The organism is Pseudopedobacter sp. (assembly GCF_040392825.1).
In the GTDB taxonomy this organism is placed as follows: Bacteria; Bacteroidota; Bacteroidia; order Sphingobacteriales; family Sphingobacteriaceae; genus Pseudopedobacter.
In genome coordinates, this window is the sequence record NZ_JBEBVH010000015.1 from 1 (window position 1) to 17,555 (window position 17,555).

Here is a 17,555-nt window from a genome sequence, read left to right on the forward strand (position 1 = left end):
AATTTCCTGAATACAGTTCTACATCAATCTTCTAAATTACCTTATGGCATAACAGTGCATGACAGAAGTATAAAGTTAACTATCTAAATTAGCTTAACTTAAATTATACTCATAAATGCAAACGATACTCGGAATTATTTTTCACTTTATTGGAGGTTTCGCATCGGGAAGCTTCTATATCCCTTATAAAAAAGTAAAGGGATGGTCCTGGGAAAGTTATTGGATAGTTGGAGGTTTGTTTTCATGGTTAATCGTTCCTCCTTTGGCTGCGTATTTAACCATTCCGGGCTATGTAGATATTATTAAACATACCAATGGAAATATCCTTTGGTTAACTTATTTCTTTGGAGTCTTATGGGGAATAGGTGGTCTCACATACGGTTTGGGGGTGAGATACCTTGGCGTCGCATTGGGAAGCTCTATTATTTTAGGGTTATGCTCTGTATTTGGAGCATTAATTCCTTCAATTTATTATGATATTAATCCGTCTGCCGGAAAAGATTCATTTTCTGATCTGTTACACAGTCCTTGGGGACAAATGGTACTTATCGGAATTGTAATATCTGTTATAGGTATCATTATCTGTGGTAAGGCAGGTGTGATGAAAGAAAATGATCTAAAAGAAAAGGACAGTGGAAATGAAAACACAGAATACAAAGTAGGGTTAGGCTTAACAGTTTCCATTATTTCAGGTGTTCTTAGCGCTTGTTTTGCTTTTGGTATTGATGCCGGAAAAGATATGGCTCACGAAGCAAATGAAGCCTGGAAAGCTTTAAATCCTGGACAAGGCGAGTTTTTATATCAGAATAATGTAACTTATGTTATCATCCTATTGGGAGGATTAACAACTAATTTATTATGGTGTTTGTACCTCAACTCTAAAAACAAAACTTTTGGAGATTATACCAATTCAAAAACTCCATTACTAAAAAACTATATCTTCTGTGCACTGGCTGGTACTACCTGGTTTTTGCAGTTCTTTTTCTACGGAATGGCAGAAAGTAAGCTGGGCAATGGCGCGAGCTCCTGGATTCTCCACATGGTGTTCATTATACTAATTGCGAATACATGGGGCTTGATATTAAAGGAATGGAAAGGAGTAAAAAAATCGACTATCATAACATTGTTGATAGGACTGGTGATTTTATTGCTTTCTGTATTTATTGTGGGATACGGAAACTCAATTAAATAAAAACAAGTAAATATTTATTATAATGTCGGTTAAAGCAACAAGTTTTAAACACGTAAGCTACTTATGGGATGAAGCAGAAGCTGCTAAATTAGCAGGTGACGAAGTAGCATTATTGATTTATCGCTCAAACTTATTGGGTGCGGATTTAAGATTGACAAACTACGGTGGAGGAAATACATCTTGTAAAGCAATGGCTAAAGATCCATTGACTGGTCAGGAAACCGAAATCATGTGGATTAAAGGTTCTGGTGGTGATATAGGTACTTTAACAAAAAGTGGTTTAGCCGCACTTTATGTAGACAGACTAAGAAGTCTTAAAAACGTTTACCGAGGAATCGAGCATGAAGATGAAATGGTCGAACTGTTCAATCACTGCATTTATGATTTAGCTTCTAAAGCACCTTCAATAGATACACCTTTACACGGATTTTTACCATTTAAACATATAGATCACCTGCATCCGGATGCAGCGATTGCAATTGCAGCAGCAAAAGATGGAAAGAAAATCACTCAGGAATTATTTGGTGGGACAATAGGTTGGGTAGAATGGCAAAGACCAGGTTTCGATCTGGGTTTACAACTGAAACAATGTTTGGATGAGAATCCGGGAATCAGAGGAATTATGTTGGGTTCTCACGGTTTGTTTACCTGGGGAGATACAGCTTATGAAAGTTATGTAAACACCTTAGAAGTCATTGAGAAATGTGCTGAGTACCTGGAAGCTAATTATGGAAAAAAAGGACCTGTATTCGGAGGACAAAAAGTAGAAAGCCTTTCTGCAGAAGACAGAAAAAAACAAGCGGCTAAAATTGCTCCTGTTTTAAGAGGCTTCTGTTCAAGTGAAAGACATATGATAGGTCATTTCACAGATGATGCAAGAGTATTGGAATTTATTAACTCCAATGATTTAGAGCGATTAGCTCCGCTGGGAACAAGTTGTCCAGACCATTTCTTAAGAACAAAAATTTCTCCTTTGGTTTTAGATTTAACAAAAGACGAAGACCTTTCGGATGTTGCAGCTATCAAAGAAAAATTAGCACCGGCATTTGAAGCTTACCGTCAAATGTATACAGATTATTATAATACTTGCAAACACTATAACAGCCCGGCCGTTCGTGACGCCAATCCGGTAATTATTCTTTATCCGGGAGTGGGAATGTTTGCTTTCTCTAAAGACAAACAAACTGCAAGGGTAGCGGCAGAGTTTTATACCAATGCAATTAACGTAATGAAAGGGGCAGAAGCCATTTCTGAATATACTTCATTACCTCGCCAGGAAGCATTTGATATTGAATATTGGCTATTGGAAGAAGCCAAATTGCAACGTATGCCTAAACCAAAGGCACTATCAGGAAAAATTGCTCTAATAACAGGTAGTGCTGGCGGTATAGGTAAAGCTATTGCCAAGAAATTCGTTAAAGAGGGCGCGGTAGTTGTTTTGAATGATATGAATGCCGAGCGTTTAGAAGGTGCTGGAGAAGAGTTCAGAAAAGAATTTGGTCGCGATTCCTATGCTACAGCTATTTTAGATGTAACTAAGGAAGATCAGATTGAAGAGGCATTTGCGCAGGCCGCTTTAGCTTTCGGTGGTGTAGATATTATTGTAAACAATGCAGGATTATCAATCTCTAAATCTATCGAAGATCATACAGAAAAAGATTGGGATATCTTATATGACGTATTGGTGAAAGGTCAGTTCTTTGTAACTCAGGGCGCGGTAAAAGTGTTGAAAAAACAAGCTATTGGTGGTGATATCATCAACATTGTAAGTAAAAATGCTTTGGTGAGCGGGCCAAACAACGCAGGTTACGGAAGTGCTAAATCTGCTCAGTTACATTTAAGCCGATTGAATGCTGCGGAATTAGGAGCAGATCATATTCGCGTTAACGTAGTAAACCCGGATGCCGTGATTTCTGACAGTAACATCTGGGCAGGCGGATGGGCAGAAGGAAGAGCCAAGGCTTACGGAATTACGGTAGCTGAACTTCCTGCATATTATGCTAAACGCACTTTGTTAAACGAAATTATTTTGCCAGACGATATCGCTAACGCTTGTTTTGCATTCACTGGAGGTTTATTGAACAAATCTACTGGAAACGTGTTAAACGTTGACGGCGGTGTTGCAATGGCATTTGTTAGGTAAGTAATAAGTTTTAAGTAATAAGTCTTAAGTAATAAGTCCGAGGACCGAGGACCGAAGTGTTGAGAATTGGAACTCAGTTTTACAAAAGATAGTACTTTTTGGAGGTGAAACTTTCAATTTAAGACTTGTAATATTGTAAATAGCACAGTCCTGCTCCCCTCTCTTTCGTCCCGAAGGGACTCCTTTGGAGGAGAGGGGTTGGGAGTGAGGCTTCTCACAACGAACCAACTAATAACTGATAACTAATGAAAATAGAAGGATATCAAATTGAACAGCATAATCAGGAAAACCTGAATGTTCACCAAAGAAAATTCCAATTTGTTTCTGAGGATATTTCCAATATTGAAGAAATTGTAGAAAAGTTAAAAGTATTCCAGATCGCTATTCCTTCATGGGCATTGGGAACAGGTGGTACGCGTTTTGGCCGTTTCTCAGGTCCGGGTGAACCTGGAACCCTGGAACAAAAGATAGAAGACGTAGGTTTATTGCATAAATTAAACCAATCCAGCGGAGCAATTTCGTTGCATATTCCCTGGGATATTCCATCAGACGCAGAGAAAATTAAATCATTGGCAGCATCTCATGGTTTAGGTTTTGACGCGGTTAACTCCAATACGTTCCAGGATCAAAAAGGTCAGGAACATAGCTATAAGTTTGGTTCCTTACATCATGTAGATCCTAAAGTAAGGAAACAGGCAGTAGACCATAATATAGAGGTTATTAAACATGGCGTCGCTTTGGGTTCTAAAGCTCTAACGGTTTGGTTAGCGGATGGGTCATCTTTTCCCGGGCAGCTAAATTTCCGCGAAGCTTTTCAAAATACGTTGGAGTCTTTAAAAGAAATCTACAAACACTTACCTGCAGATTGGAAAATGTTTGTAGAGTATAAAGGTTTCGAACCTAATTTCTATTCAACCACTATTGCAGATTGGGGACAATCTTTATTATTGGCTAATAAATTGGGAGAAAAAGCGTATACCTTGGTAGATCTGGGCCACCACCAACCAAATGTCAATATCGAACAGATTGTCGCTTTATTGCTTATGGAAGGTAAATTGGGCGGTTTCCACTTCAACGATTCTAAATATGCCGATGACGATTTAACAGCAGGAGCAATTAAACCTTATCAATTGTTCTTAATCTTTAACGAGTTGGTTGATGGTATGGATGCAAAAGGAATAGATCATGCAACTGGTTTAGGTTGGATGATTGATGCATCTCACAACTTAAAAGATCCGTTAGTAGATTTATTACAATCTGTAGAAGCTATTAAGATTGCTTATGCCCAAGCTTTGTTAGTAGACAGGAAAGCTTTAACAGAAGCTCAGCAGGCAAACGATGTGGTAAAAGCACAAGAGATTTTACAAAACGCTTTCAGAACAGATGTTCGTTCAATTGTTGCTGAATCCAGATTAAGAGCTGGTGGAGCATTGAATCCTGTTGAAATGTTCAGGAATTTAAAAGTAAGAGAAAAATTAACAGAAGAAAGAGGTGCCGTTACGGTAGCAACTGGATTATAGATGACTAAGAAACCCGTAATAGCAGTTTTTGATGTGGGTAAAACCAATAAAAAGCTGTTCTTATTTGACGAGCATTATCGTATTGTATATGAAAAATCTGCCCGTTTTATAGAGACAGTAGACGAAGACGGAGATCCCTGCGAGAACCTGGAAAGCCTTAGGCTTTCGGTTTTCGACTCCTTGTCGGAAGTCTTAAGGAAAGAGGAGTTCGAAATCAAAGCGCTCAACTTTTCTACTTATGGTGCAAGTTTTGTGTATATAGGGGAAGATGGTTTACCTGTTGCCCCTTTATACAATTATTTGAAACCATATCCAGAGCATCTTTTAAAACAATTTTATAACACCTACGGCGGAGAAGAAGAGTTTGCTAAAAACACAGCTTCTCCTGTCCTTGGGAGCTTAAATTCTGGTATGCAGCTTTATCGCATAAAGTACGAGCGGCCAGAGTTGTTCAAAAAGATAAAATATGCTTTACATTTACCACAATACCTAAGTTATTTGGTAACGGGGAAGGTGTTTACCGATATAACCAGTATTGGCTGCCATACCAATTTGTGGGATTTTCAAAAGAATGATTATCACAAATGGGTGTATGAAGAAGGGATAGCAGAAAAATTTGCTCCTATTTTACCCGGAGATCAGGTTTTGGAAACAGCTTTTCAGGGTCATTCTTTTAAGGTTGGTGCCGGTTTGCATGATAGCTCAGCCGCTTTAATACCATATTTAGAGAATTTTCACGAACCGTTTATATTGCTTTCTACAGGAACATGGTGCATATCCTTAAATCCGTTTAATCATCGGCCTTTAAGCTTAGATGAGTTAAAACAGGATAGTTTATGTTACATGAACTATAAAGGTACGCCGGTAAAGGCTTCCCGTTTATTTGCCGGGTATGAACATGAGCAGGAAACGAAAAGAATTGCCCAGTATTTTGGAGTTGGAAGTTCATCTTTCAAAACAATAAGGTACAATCCCGAGTATATAGCCGCATTAAAGACTAAATTGACACAAGAAGGCAATATCAAGTTTGCTGAAAGAGATCTGTCGGTTTTCGAAAATGCAACAGAAGCTTACCACCAACTGATGATAGATATCGTCAGGCAGCAAGAGAAATCGACTAAGCTGGCTATACAGGACAGTGGTGTTAGAAGAATCTTTGTAGACGGTGGTTTTGGTAATAATGACATCTTTATGCACTTAATGGCAAATGCCTTTCTTAAGGAGGAGTTATTTGCTGCTTCTATGGCACAGGCTACTGCTGTAGGAACAGCCATTGCTATTCATAAATCATGGAATAAAACACCTATTTCCGGTAATATTATAGAGTTGAGGTTTTATCCAAGAAATATAGAATAACTCTTTATAGAGAATGCTGACAGGGTTATCTTCAGGATGCAGATTTACCCTGTCAGCGTTATAATTAATCTCCTGGAACTCTTTTATGTATAACCTTAGTTGTTCGATTGTTATTTAGTTGATTAGTAGATTGATTCACCCCGCGCACAATTCAAACGCTTCGGTTCGCAATAATGTATCTATGAATGTAATTGCGAGGACGATAGGACGAAGCAATCTTTGTTAAATCTATTTGAGTAGGATTATTAATCGAACTTAGGTTATAAAGTTCTGTTTAATCTTACATAGTAGCTTCAACTTCGCCAAAAATATCGCCGAAACGGGCAAATGTTTCATCCGCTGCTTTTATTGCAGTAGCTTGCTGTTCTTCTGTTTGGGAAGCTTTAATTTAATATACTAATACGTAGTCCATTAAGGCAGCCAAGGCATATTTTATATTCCGGTGTTAGTAGAGGAAGTTCAGACTTTGCATGTTAAGTTTAATGTTTAGCGTATTATAGTTTTATTACGTAGTTTATTTAGTGATATATGTTAATAAAAATAAGTATTTATAAGTCGAAAACCCCAGATAAACCAGTTGGTTTTGAGGACGGTTTTCTTCGGGACTGCTTCGAGACTGCTTCGGGAAAACTGTTCAAAATTCAAAAGCGGTTCTGAAGCAAGTTAAGAAATGTTTGGATGCTTAAATTTTTCGGGTTGTTTTGCTTGGTTTATAACGTTCCTGAATCTGCGGCTATAGTAGAGCCATGAACTTAATCCAATTACGGACTTTTCATTTAAACTCCTATCAAATTTAAATAGCTCTTTCCCGTTTTAGCCTATATTTCATTAACTTCGGGAAAAATATCATGAAGTGAGTATCAGCGTAGAGAATTTAACTAAGTTTTACGGTACACAGCAAGTAATCAACAATATTTCTTTCGAAGCTCAACAAGGTGTCCTGGGTTTTTTAGGGCCAAATGGCGCGGGTAAGTCTACAACTATGAAAATTTTGACAGGCTATCTTCCTCAGACTTCCGGTACAGTATCGGTATGTGGTCTATCTTCGGAAACGTTTTCCCTGGAAATAAAGAAGAAAATAGGTTACTTACCAGAAAATAACCCGCTTTATAATGATATGTATGTAAAGGAGTTTTTAGATTTTGTAGCAGATCTTCATAAAATATCAAATAAAAAGGAACGTATTCAAGAGGTAATAGCGACAACAGGTCTTACTCCCGAGCAAAACAAAAAAATAGGCGATTTGTCTAAGGGCTATAAGCAAAGGGTCGGAATTGCCCAAGCTATTATTCACGATCCTGAAGTATTGATTTTAGACGAACCAACTTCCGGTTTGGATCCAAATCAGTTGATAGAAGTCAGGTCGCTTATTAAAGAATTGGGGAAAACTAAGACTGTAATACTATCTACGCACATTATGCAGGAAGTAGAAGCGATTTGTCAAAGAGTGGTGATTATTAACAAAGGGCAGATTGTCGCGAACGATAATATAGAAAATTTGCTAATTGCCCATAATGAAAGTTCTATAGAACCTATTTTTGTAAAACTGACGAATTAAGATGAATACCATTATATACAAGGAACTTTCTGCCTATTTCAGTTCTTTGGCTGCATATGTAACCATTACCATATTTTTAGTGGTTTTGGGACTTTTTCTTTGGATTTTTCCAGAATCCAGCATCCTGGAATATGGGTATGCAGGCTTAGATTCTTTATTTGCTACCATTCCTTATCTGTTCATGTTCCTGATACCGGCAATCTGCATGCGTTCTTTTTCGGAAGAGAAAAAAGAGGGAACTTTCGAGCTTTTAGCCACAAAGCCTTTAACAGACTGGCAAATATTGCTGGGTAAATTTTTTGCGGTACTGCTTGTTGTTTTTATAGCCCTGTTGCCTACTTTAGTTTATTACATTTCGGTTTATCAGTTAGGTAATCCGGTAGGTAATATTGATACAGGAGCAGTAATAGGCTCATATATAGGGTGTGTTTTGCTGGCTTCGGTTTTCGCTTCGACCGGGGTTTTTGCTTCGGCTTTAACCAAAAATCAAATCGTCGCGTTTTCTATAGCCGTATTCTTATGTTTTTTTCTGTTCAGCGGGTTTAACTCTTTAAGTCAGTTACTTTCTTTACAGCACATCTCTTTATTTATAACGAGTTTAGGAGCAGAAGAACATTACCAATCTGTAGGCAGGGGCGTTTTAGATACCCGGGATTTAATTTATTTCCTGAGTGTATCTGTGTTTTTTTTAGTGATTACAAGAACAATATTGAGAAGTAGAAAATGGTAAGCCAGAAGAAGAGAGATTTGCAGTACCTGTTGTCCACTTTAGTTCTTGTAGTGGTAATAAATATCATTTCGGGGTATTTCTTTACCAGAATTGATTTTACTGCAGAAAAAAGATTTACAATATCCCCAATTTCAAAATCTATCCTAAAAGAGGTAAAGCAGCCTTTACGGGTTACGGTTTTTCTTGATGGAGAATTTCCTGCAGGATTTAAAAGATTACAACGCGCAACGAAAGATATTCTTTACGATTTTAAAGCTTATTCTGCAGCAGATATAGCTATCGATTTCATTGATCCAACCAATGGCAGAAATGAACAGGAGCAGCAAAGTTTTTTTGAAGAACTTTATCAGCGTGGTCTGGAGCCAACAAATCTAAGTGTGAAGACAGAAAGCGGTTTGTCACAGAAGATTATCTTTCCGGCAGCTATGGTTTCTTATGATGGCAATGAAATTCCTGTGAAACTATTACAAAGCAGAATGGGCTTAGGGCCAGATGAAGTATTGAATAACTCTATTCAGAATTTAGAATATGCATTTATCTCGGCAATAAAGAAAGCCATTTCCGGCGGAAAACCCCGTGTTGCATTTACCGAAGGGCATGGTGAACTTTCTGATGAAGAATTGCAAGACGCCATGCGGTCTTTAAGTGACGGTTATGAAGTTGGTCGTATAAACCTGATGGATGTTACACAGGCCGGTTTGGATAAATTATCGGTATTAATTATTCCTAAGCCAAATACTAAATTTTCGGAGCTGGAAAAGATCAAGATAGATCAGTTTTTAGTTAATGGAGGGAAAGTGTTTTTTGCCATAGATCAGGTACATGCAGAGTTGGATAGCATGCAGCGTGGCTCGGGCGAACAGCTCGCTTTTCAAAGAGATTTAAATCTAGACGATCAATTGTTTAAATACGGCGTCCGTGTAAATTACGATCTGATAGGAGATATGAATTGTCTCCAGATCCCTTTAAATGTAGGTAATATTGCGGGGCAGGGACAAATTCAAATGGTGCCCTGGTTATTTTATCCTATTATTATGCCTTTGTCGGGGCATCCTTTGGTGAAAAACCTGGAAGGTATAAAAACACAGTTTATCAGTACTATAGATACCATCGCGGCTAAAGGCCTTAACAAGCAAGTTTTATTACAGACGTCGCCCTTCAACAGAACTTTGCAAACACCAACTTTAATTTCTTTGAATATGGTGGAAGAAGTTCCGGATCCGGAAAAATTCAGAAGTGAACCTAAACTTGTCGCTGTACTGGTCGAGGGCGAATTTGAATCGGTTTTCAGAAATAGAGCCATTCCTGAAGGCTTTAATAAGGCCAATTTCAAAGAAAAAAATAAGGCAGGTAAATTGTTGGTTTTTAGTGATGGAGATATTTTAAGAAATCAAATAGGGCAGGATGGCTCTGTTTATCCTTTAGGTTTTGACAGATATACTACCCAAACATTTGGAAATAAAACTTTTTTGTTGAATATTGTGGACTACTTTGTGGATGACGCAGATTTGATTTCGCTAAGAACCAAGGAAATCAAACTCCGGATTCTGAATAAAGGCAAGCTGAAGGAACAAAAATTGAACTGGCAAATTGTTAATACAGTTGTACCGGTAGTGTTGTTAATTTTATTCGGTATTTTTCAACATATCTATCGGAAACGAAAGTATGCCAGTTAAAATTTATAAATTTGATACAAATAAGTAAAATATAATCCGAGATAATGAGATTCATAGTTTCTACGACAACATTACTGAAGCATTTACAGTCTGTAAGTGGCGCTTTAAGTAGCAGTGCTGTACTACCCATTTTAGAGAACTTCTTATTCGAAATAAAAGAAGGCAATCTTGTCATCTCTGCAACGGATTTGCAGACGAGTATGATTACTTCTCTGGCTGTGGAAGCGAAAGAAGGAGGGAAAATTGCTGTTCCGTCTAAAATTTTATTAGATACTTTAAAGACGTTGCCAGAACAGCCTATTGCTTTTTCTGTTGACGAGCAGACTTATGCCATAGAAATCAGTGCCGGAGATGGTAAGTATAAGCTAAGCGGAGAGAATGGAGATGATTTTCCTAAAATTCCAACGGTAGACGATGCTTCTACAGTGAATATTCCGGCTTCAGCTTTGTCAGAAGCAATTAACAAAACTATTTTTGCGGTTAGTAATGACGAGCTTCGTCCGGCAATGACGGGTGTGTACTGTCAGCTTTCACCAGAAAATATAACTTTTGTAGCTACAGACGCTCATAAATTGGTAAGATATAGAAGAAATGATGCAAAAGCAGAATCTGCTACCTCTTTTATTTTACCCAAGAAAGCTTTAAATCTGTTAAAATCAGCATTGCCTTCAGAAGATATCAATGTTGCTATAGAATATAATTCAACCAGTGCTTTTTTTAAATTTGCGAATATCAGCCTGATCTGTAGATTGATAGACGAAAGATATCCGGATTATGAAGCAGTAATTCCTCAGAATAATCCTAATAAACTGATTTTAGACAGAGGATTGTTCCTTAACTGTTTAAAGCGTGTAGTGATTTTTGCAAATAAGACTACGCATCAGGTTAGGTTAAAAATCAATGGAAGCGAATTACATATTTCTTCCGAAGATTTAGATTTTGCAAACGAGGCTCACGAGCGTATTGGCTGTCAGTATAACGGGGAAGATATGGAGATTGGTTTCAATGCGAAATTTTTAATCGAGATGCTGAATAATATCGCCGGTGATGAGGTAACGTTAGAAATGTCTACGCCAAACAGAGCAGGTCTATTATTCCCGAGCATTTCCGATGAGAATGAGGATGTATTAATGCTGGTTATGCCGGTTATGTTGAATAACTATGCTTAATAGCATATAAAAGAATTTTCTAAAAAGCCTGATGTTCTAAACATCAGGCTTTTTGTTGTATATTTATTTCCAAATTGGCAGTGCAGAGATGAAAAGTTTTTATAGAGCAATATTGGGAGCTATGGTATTGGGAGGTATATTGACTTCCTGTTCTGATAATTCAGAAGTAGGAACAATAGGAAGAGCTCAGGTAGCTGTATTTAATCTGGTTCCCCAACAGGATTCGTTTAATTTCTATTTAGATACCAATAAAATTACTTCTGTATTATCGTTTGGCGAAGTACATCCTTATGATACGCTTGCTGCGGGAAGAAGAACGGCTAAAGTTCATTCGGTTGTAAAAGATTCCGTTACATTATCTAAAGATTTGTATTTAAATCCTTATAGAGATTATTCTTTTTTTATTGTCCCTGCAGATTCTACCAATACAGGCCTGGCTTATGTGGCCACAGTAGATTATCTTAGTGAACCTAATATTAAGACAAATGCCAAAGTCAGATTTATTCATTTGTCGCCTGAAGAACACGGTGTAGATTTGTATACCCGACTAGGTGACGCAGAAGAAAAGAAAACTTTTTCCAATGCTTTTTATCAGTCTGCTTCACCTTTTCAGGAAATAAAGGCAGGTACTTACAGTTTAAAACTGACTCCTGCTAATGTTACAGATCAGGTGATTTTAACTACCGAAAATGTGAGTTTGGAGGCCAAGAAAGTTTATACTATTTTTATTTCCGGCTTAAAGGATTCATCTTCTGATTATTCTCAGCGTATAACAATAGTGAATAATAGATAAATTCTGATATATAAAATTTACACTTTCAACTTTATACTTTTAACTCTCAACTTTATAATAATCACGTGGAACTTATTACCTCATTAATTGACTTTATTCTTCATATAGATAAACATTTAAGCGAAATTATTAAGGATTATCAGGTTTGGACATATCTGATTTTATTCATCATCATATTTGCCGAAACAGGTTTTGTTGTTACACCGTTTTTGCCGGGAGATTCTTTACTGTTTGCGGCAGGAGCATTAATAGGAGCTGGTAATACAGGTTTAAATATTTATTTGTTAGCCTTGTTGTTGTTTATTGCCGCTATTTTAGGTGATACAGTAAATTATGAGATAGGGAAGTACTACGGAGCAAAGGCTTTTAGTGGAAAGATAAAATTCCTGAAAAAGGAATACCTTACAAAAACACAAAATTTCTTCGTTAAACATGGCGGGAAAACCATTATTTACGCCCGGTTTGTGCCTATTGTAAGAACATTTGCTCCTTTTGTGGCCGGTGTTGGAGAAATGGCTTATAAGAAATTCATTTCCTTTAATGTTATTGGCGGTTTTGTATGGGTAGGAATTTTTCTTTTCCTGGGATATTATTTTGGTAACCTGGAATTTATCCAAAAGAATTTTAGTTTGGTTATTCTAGGTATTATAGTAATTTCTGTTATGCCAGCAGTAATAGAGGTTGTTCGTGGAAATAGAAAATCTGAATAAGATAGGCATTGATTAAAAAGCATATGCATTTTTTTGACTAGGTTTTTTCTTGGTTGCTTTCTGTATGTAACAGAGATCATTAATTAACGTCTTTAACCGATTTTGATATGCGGATAGAATTCCTGTCCGATAAATAGGAACTGATGCGAAAATTCAAGAATAGCTTCTTTTATGTTGCAACTATAGGCATATTTTCTGCCTTGATGTATTGGATTATAGTTTTAGGTTCGAAATTGGAAGATGGTAGGGAGATTGTTGAGTTAAGTTCAGATAAAAGTCAATGGGGCGAGTTTCTCCATTCCCTTCAACATAATTTAGAACATCCATGAGCTATCTTATTGGCACAGATAATAACTATTATACTGGTAGCCCGTTTTTTTGGATGGATTTTTAGCAAGATAGGTCAACCAACGGTAATAGGAGAGATTATAGCCGGGATTACTTTAGGTCCGTCTTTCTTAGGTTTTTATTACCCGGAATTTACGAATATACTTTTCCCAGCTCAATCATTAGGGAATTTACAGTTTTTAAGTCAGATAGGTTTAATCTTGTTCATGTTCGTTATTGGTATGGAGCTGGATCTTAACGTTCTCAAAAATAAAGCTCATGAAGCCGTTGTAATCAGCCATGCGAGTATTATCTTTCCTTTTACATTAGGTCTTGGACTGGCATATTATATCTATGAGTCCTTTGCGCCTATTGGAGTTGAGTTTACTTCTTTTGGCTTATTCTTAGGAATAGCGATGAGTATTACTGCCTTTCCAGTTTTAGCTCGTATCGTTCAGGAAAGAGGGATACATAAAACAAGGTTGGGAACCATAGCTATAACTTGTGCGGCAGCGGATGATATCACAGCATGGTGTATTCTGGCAGTAGTTATAGCTATTGTAAAGGCAGGTTCATTTGTGAGTTCCTTATATATCGTAGCGCTGGCTATTCTGTATGTAATATTTATGATAAAAGTGGTTAGACCATTTTTAAAAAGAGTAGGAGATTTACATGCTTCAAGAGGCAAATTGAGCAAGCCTATTGTTGCTATCTTCTTTCTGGTGTTGATTTTATCTTCATATGCAACAGAAGTTATAGGGATACATGCGCTGTTTGGAGCATTTATGGCAGGAGCAATTATGCCCGAGAATGTGAAATTCAGAAACATTTTTATAGAAAAGGTTGAAGACATAGCGTTAGTTCTGCTGCTGCCTTTATTTTTTGTGTTTACAGGGCTAAGAACAGAAATAGGGCTATTAAACGATCCTTATCTTTGGAAAATTACAGGCTTAATTGTTTTGGTAGCTGTGGTGGGTAAATTTTTGGGAAGTACCCTGGCAGCAAAATTCGTCGGTCAGAATTGGAGGGACAGTCTGGTAATAGGCGCTTTAATGAACACTCGGGGATTGATGGAGTTGGTTGTTCTGAATATTGGTTATGATTTAGGTGTGTTAACTCCCGAAATCTTTGCCATGATGGTTATTATGGCATTGGTAACTACTTTTATGACCGGACCGGCTTTGGATATTATAAATAAAGCTTTTGGAAATAAATCTGAAGAGATATATGAACAAATAAATCTGTCTGATAAATTTAAAGTTTTAATATCCTTTGGAAATCCTAAAGGAGGAAGACCTTTATTGAGACTGGCAAATGGGTTAGTGAAAAGTTTGAAAGCGAATGCTTCTGTAACAGCGATGCATTTGTCGTTGAGCAGTGAGCTTCATCATTATAATATCGAGGAATATGAAAAAGAAAGCTTCGTGGAGATAATAGATGAATCTAAAGTGCTTAGCCAACAAATTACAACCTTATTTAAGCCTACCAATGATATTGATTCGGATATAGTAGAAGTGGCAAATAAAGGGGATTATGATTTGCTGCTTGTAGGTGTGGGACAATCTATGTTTGAAGGTAGCTTATTAGGGAAAATATTAGGCTTTACTACAAAAATTATCAATCCAGACAGATTAATAGATCAGGTAACGGGGAGAAAGAGCTTGTTTGAAAATTCTCCGTTTGATGAAAGAACCAGGCATATTGTATCAAGAAGTACAGTGCCGGTTGGTGTATTGCTGGATAAAGACTTAGAGCGTCTGGATTATGTTTTTATCCCGATTTTTACAGAGAGTGATGAGTTTTTATTTCGGTACGCACAGAAGCTGATAAGTAGTTCCAAATCGCAGGTTGTCATCTTGGATGCTGCCAGTCAGATTAAAAAGTATCCTCAGATAAAAGAATCCATCAGGGCAATAGAACAAAACGCACCCAATCATATTAGTCTTTTAAATGAAAGAAAGATAGATAAGCAGTTTCTGAAAAACCAGGATATCATGCTGATCAGTTTTGAAAGCTGGAAAAAGTTGGTAGATACTAAGAGTTTATGGCTATCTGATGTTCCATCTACGTTAATTTTAACCCAATAACGTCTTTCTCATGTAGAACTTCTCTTAGACGAAAAGTAAATCCAGAGGTGTGGTGAGGATAATTGCGTAATAAATTCTACTTCTGTAGATTGTATTGACTGTTGTTTTTTGGGTATTGCAGCTCTAACTGATGTCGAGCGGTATTTATTTTATGGCATAGTTGTTTCCTACTCAGCAGGAAATTTATGTTATTTATGAGGAAGTTGTTGGTAATTATGATTTTATGTTCTGTCTCGGTAGTGGTGTGTGCACAGAACAACGTTTTTTTGGCGGCTAAGATGAATGATGTTCAGTCGCTTCAGTTTTATAAAGAAAAAGGTGTGTCTTTAGATACAGTAGATGTTATTGGTTTTTCACCTCTCGCTTTAGCGGTATATAACAATCAGTCAGAAGCATTCGAATATTTGCTTGAGTCTGGCGTTTCTACAGATATAACAGATCGAAGCGGTAATTCTGCTTTGATGGGAGCTGTTTTTACTGCAAATGAAGATTTTGTTTATCAACTTTTGGAGAAGGGCGCTGATGTAAATAAAGGAAATAATAATGGTACCACTCCTTTGATACTGGCGGTTAGTTTAAAAAGAACCGATATAGTAAAAGTGCTTTTGGCACATCATGCCAAGAAAAATAAAAAAGATGTTTCTGGAAACACAGCGTTAAGTATTGCCAGGTCATTGGGAAATAAAGAATTAATAGAATTGTTGTTAGCTAAAAAGCCAGAAAAAACACAGAAACAACGCATAGCAGAGAAATCTTCGCAAGCTACAGGTTTTGTGATTTGATATAAGCTTTTGTGAAAAGGCGAAAAAGTGAAAGAGAGGAGGTTGAAGGCTTCCTCTCTTTCACTTTTTCTTTTTTAGTAGCTGTCAAAAGCTTGATGTCCTAATTCCCGAAGCGCTGGTATCAAAAAGATATATTCCTCATCTGTCTTTTGAATATTTTCTTCTGAGCAGAGAGAGAAAAAGGTTAGGGTATTGTAAAATTCTAAAAAATCTTAGCTGTTATGCTTACAAACTTTAGGGACAGCGGTGATTTCGATGATATTTGTGAATCTGAAAAGCAGGGAAATCAAATGTCCTCTCTTCCTATTACTTTTCCTTCCTGATAAAGTTGATCTTCAGGCTCGGTTACTTTTATTTCCTGTAAATTGATACCTCTGGATATATTTTTCAAATCGGGTTGCCCGGCCTCTACCCAGGCAGAATACCAAAAACATCCTGTAGCCAAAATGGCTTTTCGCATCTGGTTTTCTACCATTCCGGATAAAGCATCGTGGTAAGTCCGCGCATATTCTTCTGAATATTGTTTGATTACTTTGCCATTTCTTTCGCTATAACTGTATTTTCGGTCTGGCGGGAAAGATTTATTTACTCTTCTTTCTATAGCTAAAGTAGAATCTACAAGAGAAAATGTATTCTTTACAATTTTCCATGCTTCGGTAAGCGGATGGTCTATGAAATATGCTTTACCAACAAAATAATCATAAGAGCCGGAATAGAGTTCAGGTAACCTGCTTTCCCAAAAAGAATGTATTCCCAGCTGTCCGGTTAGTTGTCCGTTGTAATTTTCTGTAACATGCAGGGGTACATGGGCATCTGCAATATAATGGGAAAGATCTGCTGATATTTTGATGATTGCAGATGAATCTCGGTTTTCAAAGGCCTTTATTAATCTGTAATAAGTTTTTTCTATAGCCCAGGGTACTGTTCCAAATGCTTTTAAGGTGTCTTCCGAATATTTATTTACAGCATCCTTCCATTTTTCCGGGATGCTGTCAAAAGGGCTGGAGCCAAAATGGTCTGCATCCAGATAGTGCTTGTGAGCTTCCAAAGAGTCTACGTATCTTCTCTTATCAGGGTTTACTGCATTTTCTGTTATGATATTGATATTGCTTTTGTAGAATCCGATCATTTCTGATGGTAAAGTAAAAACAGCAAGTCTTGCAATCCTTTTGTGGGCGTAAAATCCCCAGGAGGTTAAAAGAATCATACAGGAGAGCAATGCAAAAACTTTTATGAAATACTTCATAAGTAAATGTAATTATAAAGTAGAGATCTATTATAGATTCCCCGACTTAGGTTGGTATGAATATAAATGTTATTTATGTAAGTTTGTATATTGAAATTGCCTGATACAGATATTATGTACAACATACATAAGGAGTTCTGATTAATGATTAAAGGTCAGATGTGTGTTTAATTTATAAGATGGAGAATCAGAAAATAAAAAAATTTAAATCAGTACTTTGTATTTTGGAAATTTCAATCTATATTTGCATCCCCAATAGGGAGATG

The 17,555-nt window shown here is 36.9% G+C and carries 14 protein-coding genes; 13 read left to right on the forward strand and 1 reads right to left on the reverse strand.

What is annotated here, in order from left to right:
* Nucleotides 1-115: 115 nt before the first annotated feature.
* The 13 genes from rhaT (at nucleotide 116) to ABWO41_RS02135 (ending at nucleotide 16,043) form a co-directional block, all read left to right on the forward strand.
* Complete coding sequence (gene rhaT, locus ABWO41_RS02075) at nucleotides 116-1,192, forward strand: L-rhamnose/proton symporter RhaT (protein WP_353132667.1); 1,077 nt, start codon at nucleotides 116-118, stop codon at nucleotides 1,190-1,192.
* Nucleotides 1,193-1,214: 22 nt separating this feature from the next.
* Nucleotides 1,215-3,335, forward strand: coding sequence for a bifunctional aldolase/short-chain dehydrogenase (locus ABWO41_RS02080; RefSeq protein WP_353132670.1), 2,121 nt, complete (start codon nucleotides 1,215-1,217; stop codon nucleotides 3,333-3,335).
* Nucleotides 3,336-3,580: 245 nt separating this feature from the next.
* Nucleotides 3,581-4,855, forward strand: a complete 1,275-nt coding sequence (locus ABWO41_RS02085) for a sugar isomerase (RefSeq protein WP_353132676.1) — start codon at nucleotides 3,581-3,583, stop codon at nucleotides 4,853-4,855.
* Nucleotides 4,856-6,211: an FGGY-family carbohydrate kinase gene (locus ABWO41_RS02090; RefSeq protein ID WP_353132679.1), complete on the forward strand. Its 1,356-nt coding sequence runs from the start codon at nucleotides 4,856-4,858 to the stop codon at nucleotides 6,209-6,211.
* A gap of 853 nt (nucleotides 6,212-7,064) precedes the next feature.
* A complete protein-coding gene (locus ABWO41_RS02095) occupies nucleotides 7,065-7,769 on the forward strand; it encodes an ATP-binding cassette domain-containing protein (RefSeq protein WP_353132682.1) in 705 nt (234 codons plus the stop codon).
* Nucleotide 7,770: 1 nt separating this feature from the next.
* Nucleotides 7,771-8,499, forward strand: a complete 729-nt coding sequence (gldF, locus tag ABWO41_RS02100; protein ID WP_353132685.1) for a gliding motility-associated ABC transporter permease subunit GldF — start codon at nucleotides 7,771-7,773, stop codon at nucleotides 8,497-8,499.
* Nucleotides 8,493-10,175 (forward strand): gliding motility-associated ABC transporter substrate-binding protein GldG, encoded by a 1,683-nt coding sequence (gene gldG / locus ABWO41_RS02105; RefSeq protein ID WP_353132689.1) that lies wholly within the window; start codon nucleotides 8,493-8,495, stop codon nucleotides 10,173-10,175. Before gldF ends, gldG begins: the two co-directional genes overlap by 7 nt.
* Nucleotides 10,176-10,219: 44 nt before the next feature.
* A complete protein-coding gene (gene dnaN / locus ABWO41_RS02110; RefSeq protein WP_353132692.1) occupies nucleotides 10,220-11,344 on the forward strand; it encodes a DNA polymerase III subunit beta in 1,125 nt (374 codons plus the stop codon).
* An 88-nt stretch (nucleotides 11,345-11,432) separates the two neighbouring features.
* The gene (locus ABWO41_RS02115; RefSeq protein WP_353132695.1) at nucleotides 11,433-12,137 is read left to right on the forward strand and encodes a DUF4397 domain-containing protein; all 705 of its coding nucleotides are present in this window, start codon (nucleotides 11,433-11,435) and stop codon (nucleotides 12,135-12,137) included.
* Between the two features lie 65 nt (nucleotides 12,138-12,202).
* Nucleotides 12,203-12,847, forward strand: a complete 645-nt coding sequence (locus ABWO41_RS02120; protein ID WP_353132698.1) for a DedA family protein — start codon at nucleotides 12,203-12,205, stop codon at nucleotides 12,845-12,847.
* A gap of 143 nt (nucleotides 12,848-12,990) precedes the next feature.
* A complete protein-coding gene (locus ABWO41_RS02125) occupies nucleotides 12,991-13,176 on the forward strand; it encodes a hypothetical protein (protein WP_353132701.1) in 186 nt (61 codons plus the stop codon).
* Between the two features lie 9 nt (nucleotides 13,177-13,185).
* Nucleotides 13,186-15,261, forward strand: coding sequence for a cation:proton antiporter domain-containing protein (locus tag ABWO41_RS02130; RefSeq protein ID WP_353132704.1), 2,076 nt, complete (start codon nucleotides 13,186-13,188; stop codon nucleotides 15,259-15,261).
* Nucleotides 15,262-15,455: 194 nt separating this feature from the next.
* Entirely contained in the window at nucleotides 15,456-16,043 is a 588-nt protein-coding gene (locus ABWO41_RS02135; RefSeq protein ID WP_353132707.1) for an ankyrin repeat domain-containing protein, read from the forward strand.
* A gap of 286 nt (nucleotides 16,044-16,329) precedes the next feature.
* Here ABWO41_RS02135 and ABWO41_RS02140 read toward each other — a convergent pair whose 3' ends face one another.
* Nucleotides 16,330-17,289: a zinc dependent phospholipase C family protein gene (locus ABWO41_RS02140; protein ID WP_353132710.1), complete on the reverse strand. Its 960-nt coding sequence runs from the start codon at nucleotides 17,287-17,289 to the stop codon at nucleotides 16,330-16,332.
* Nucleotides 17,290-17,555: the final 266 nt, after the last annotated feature.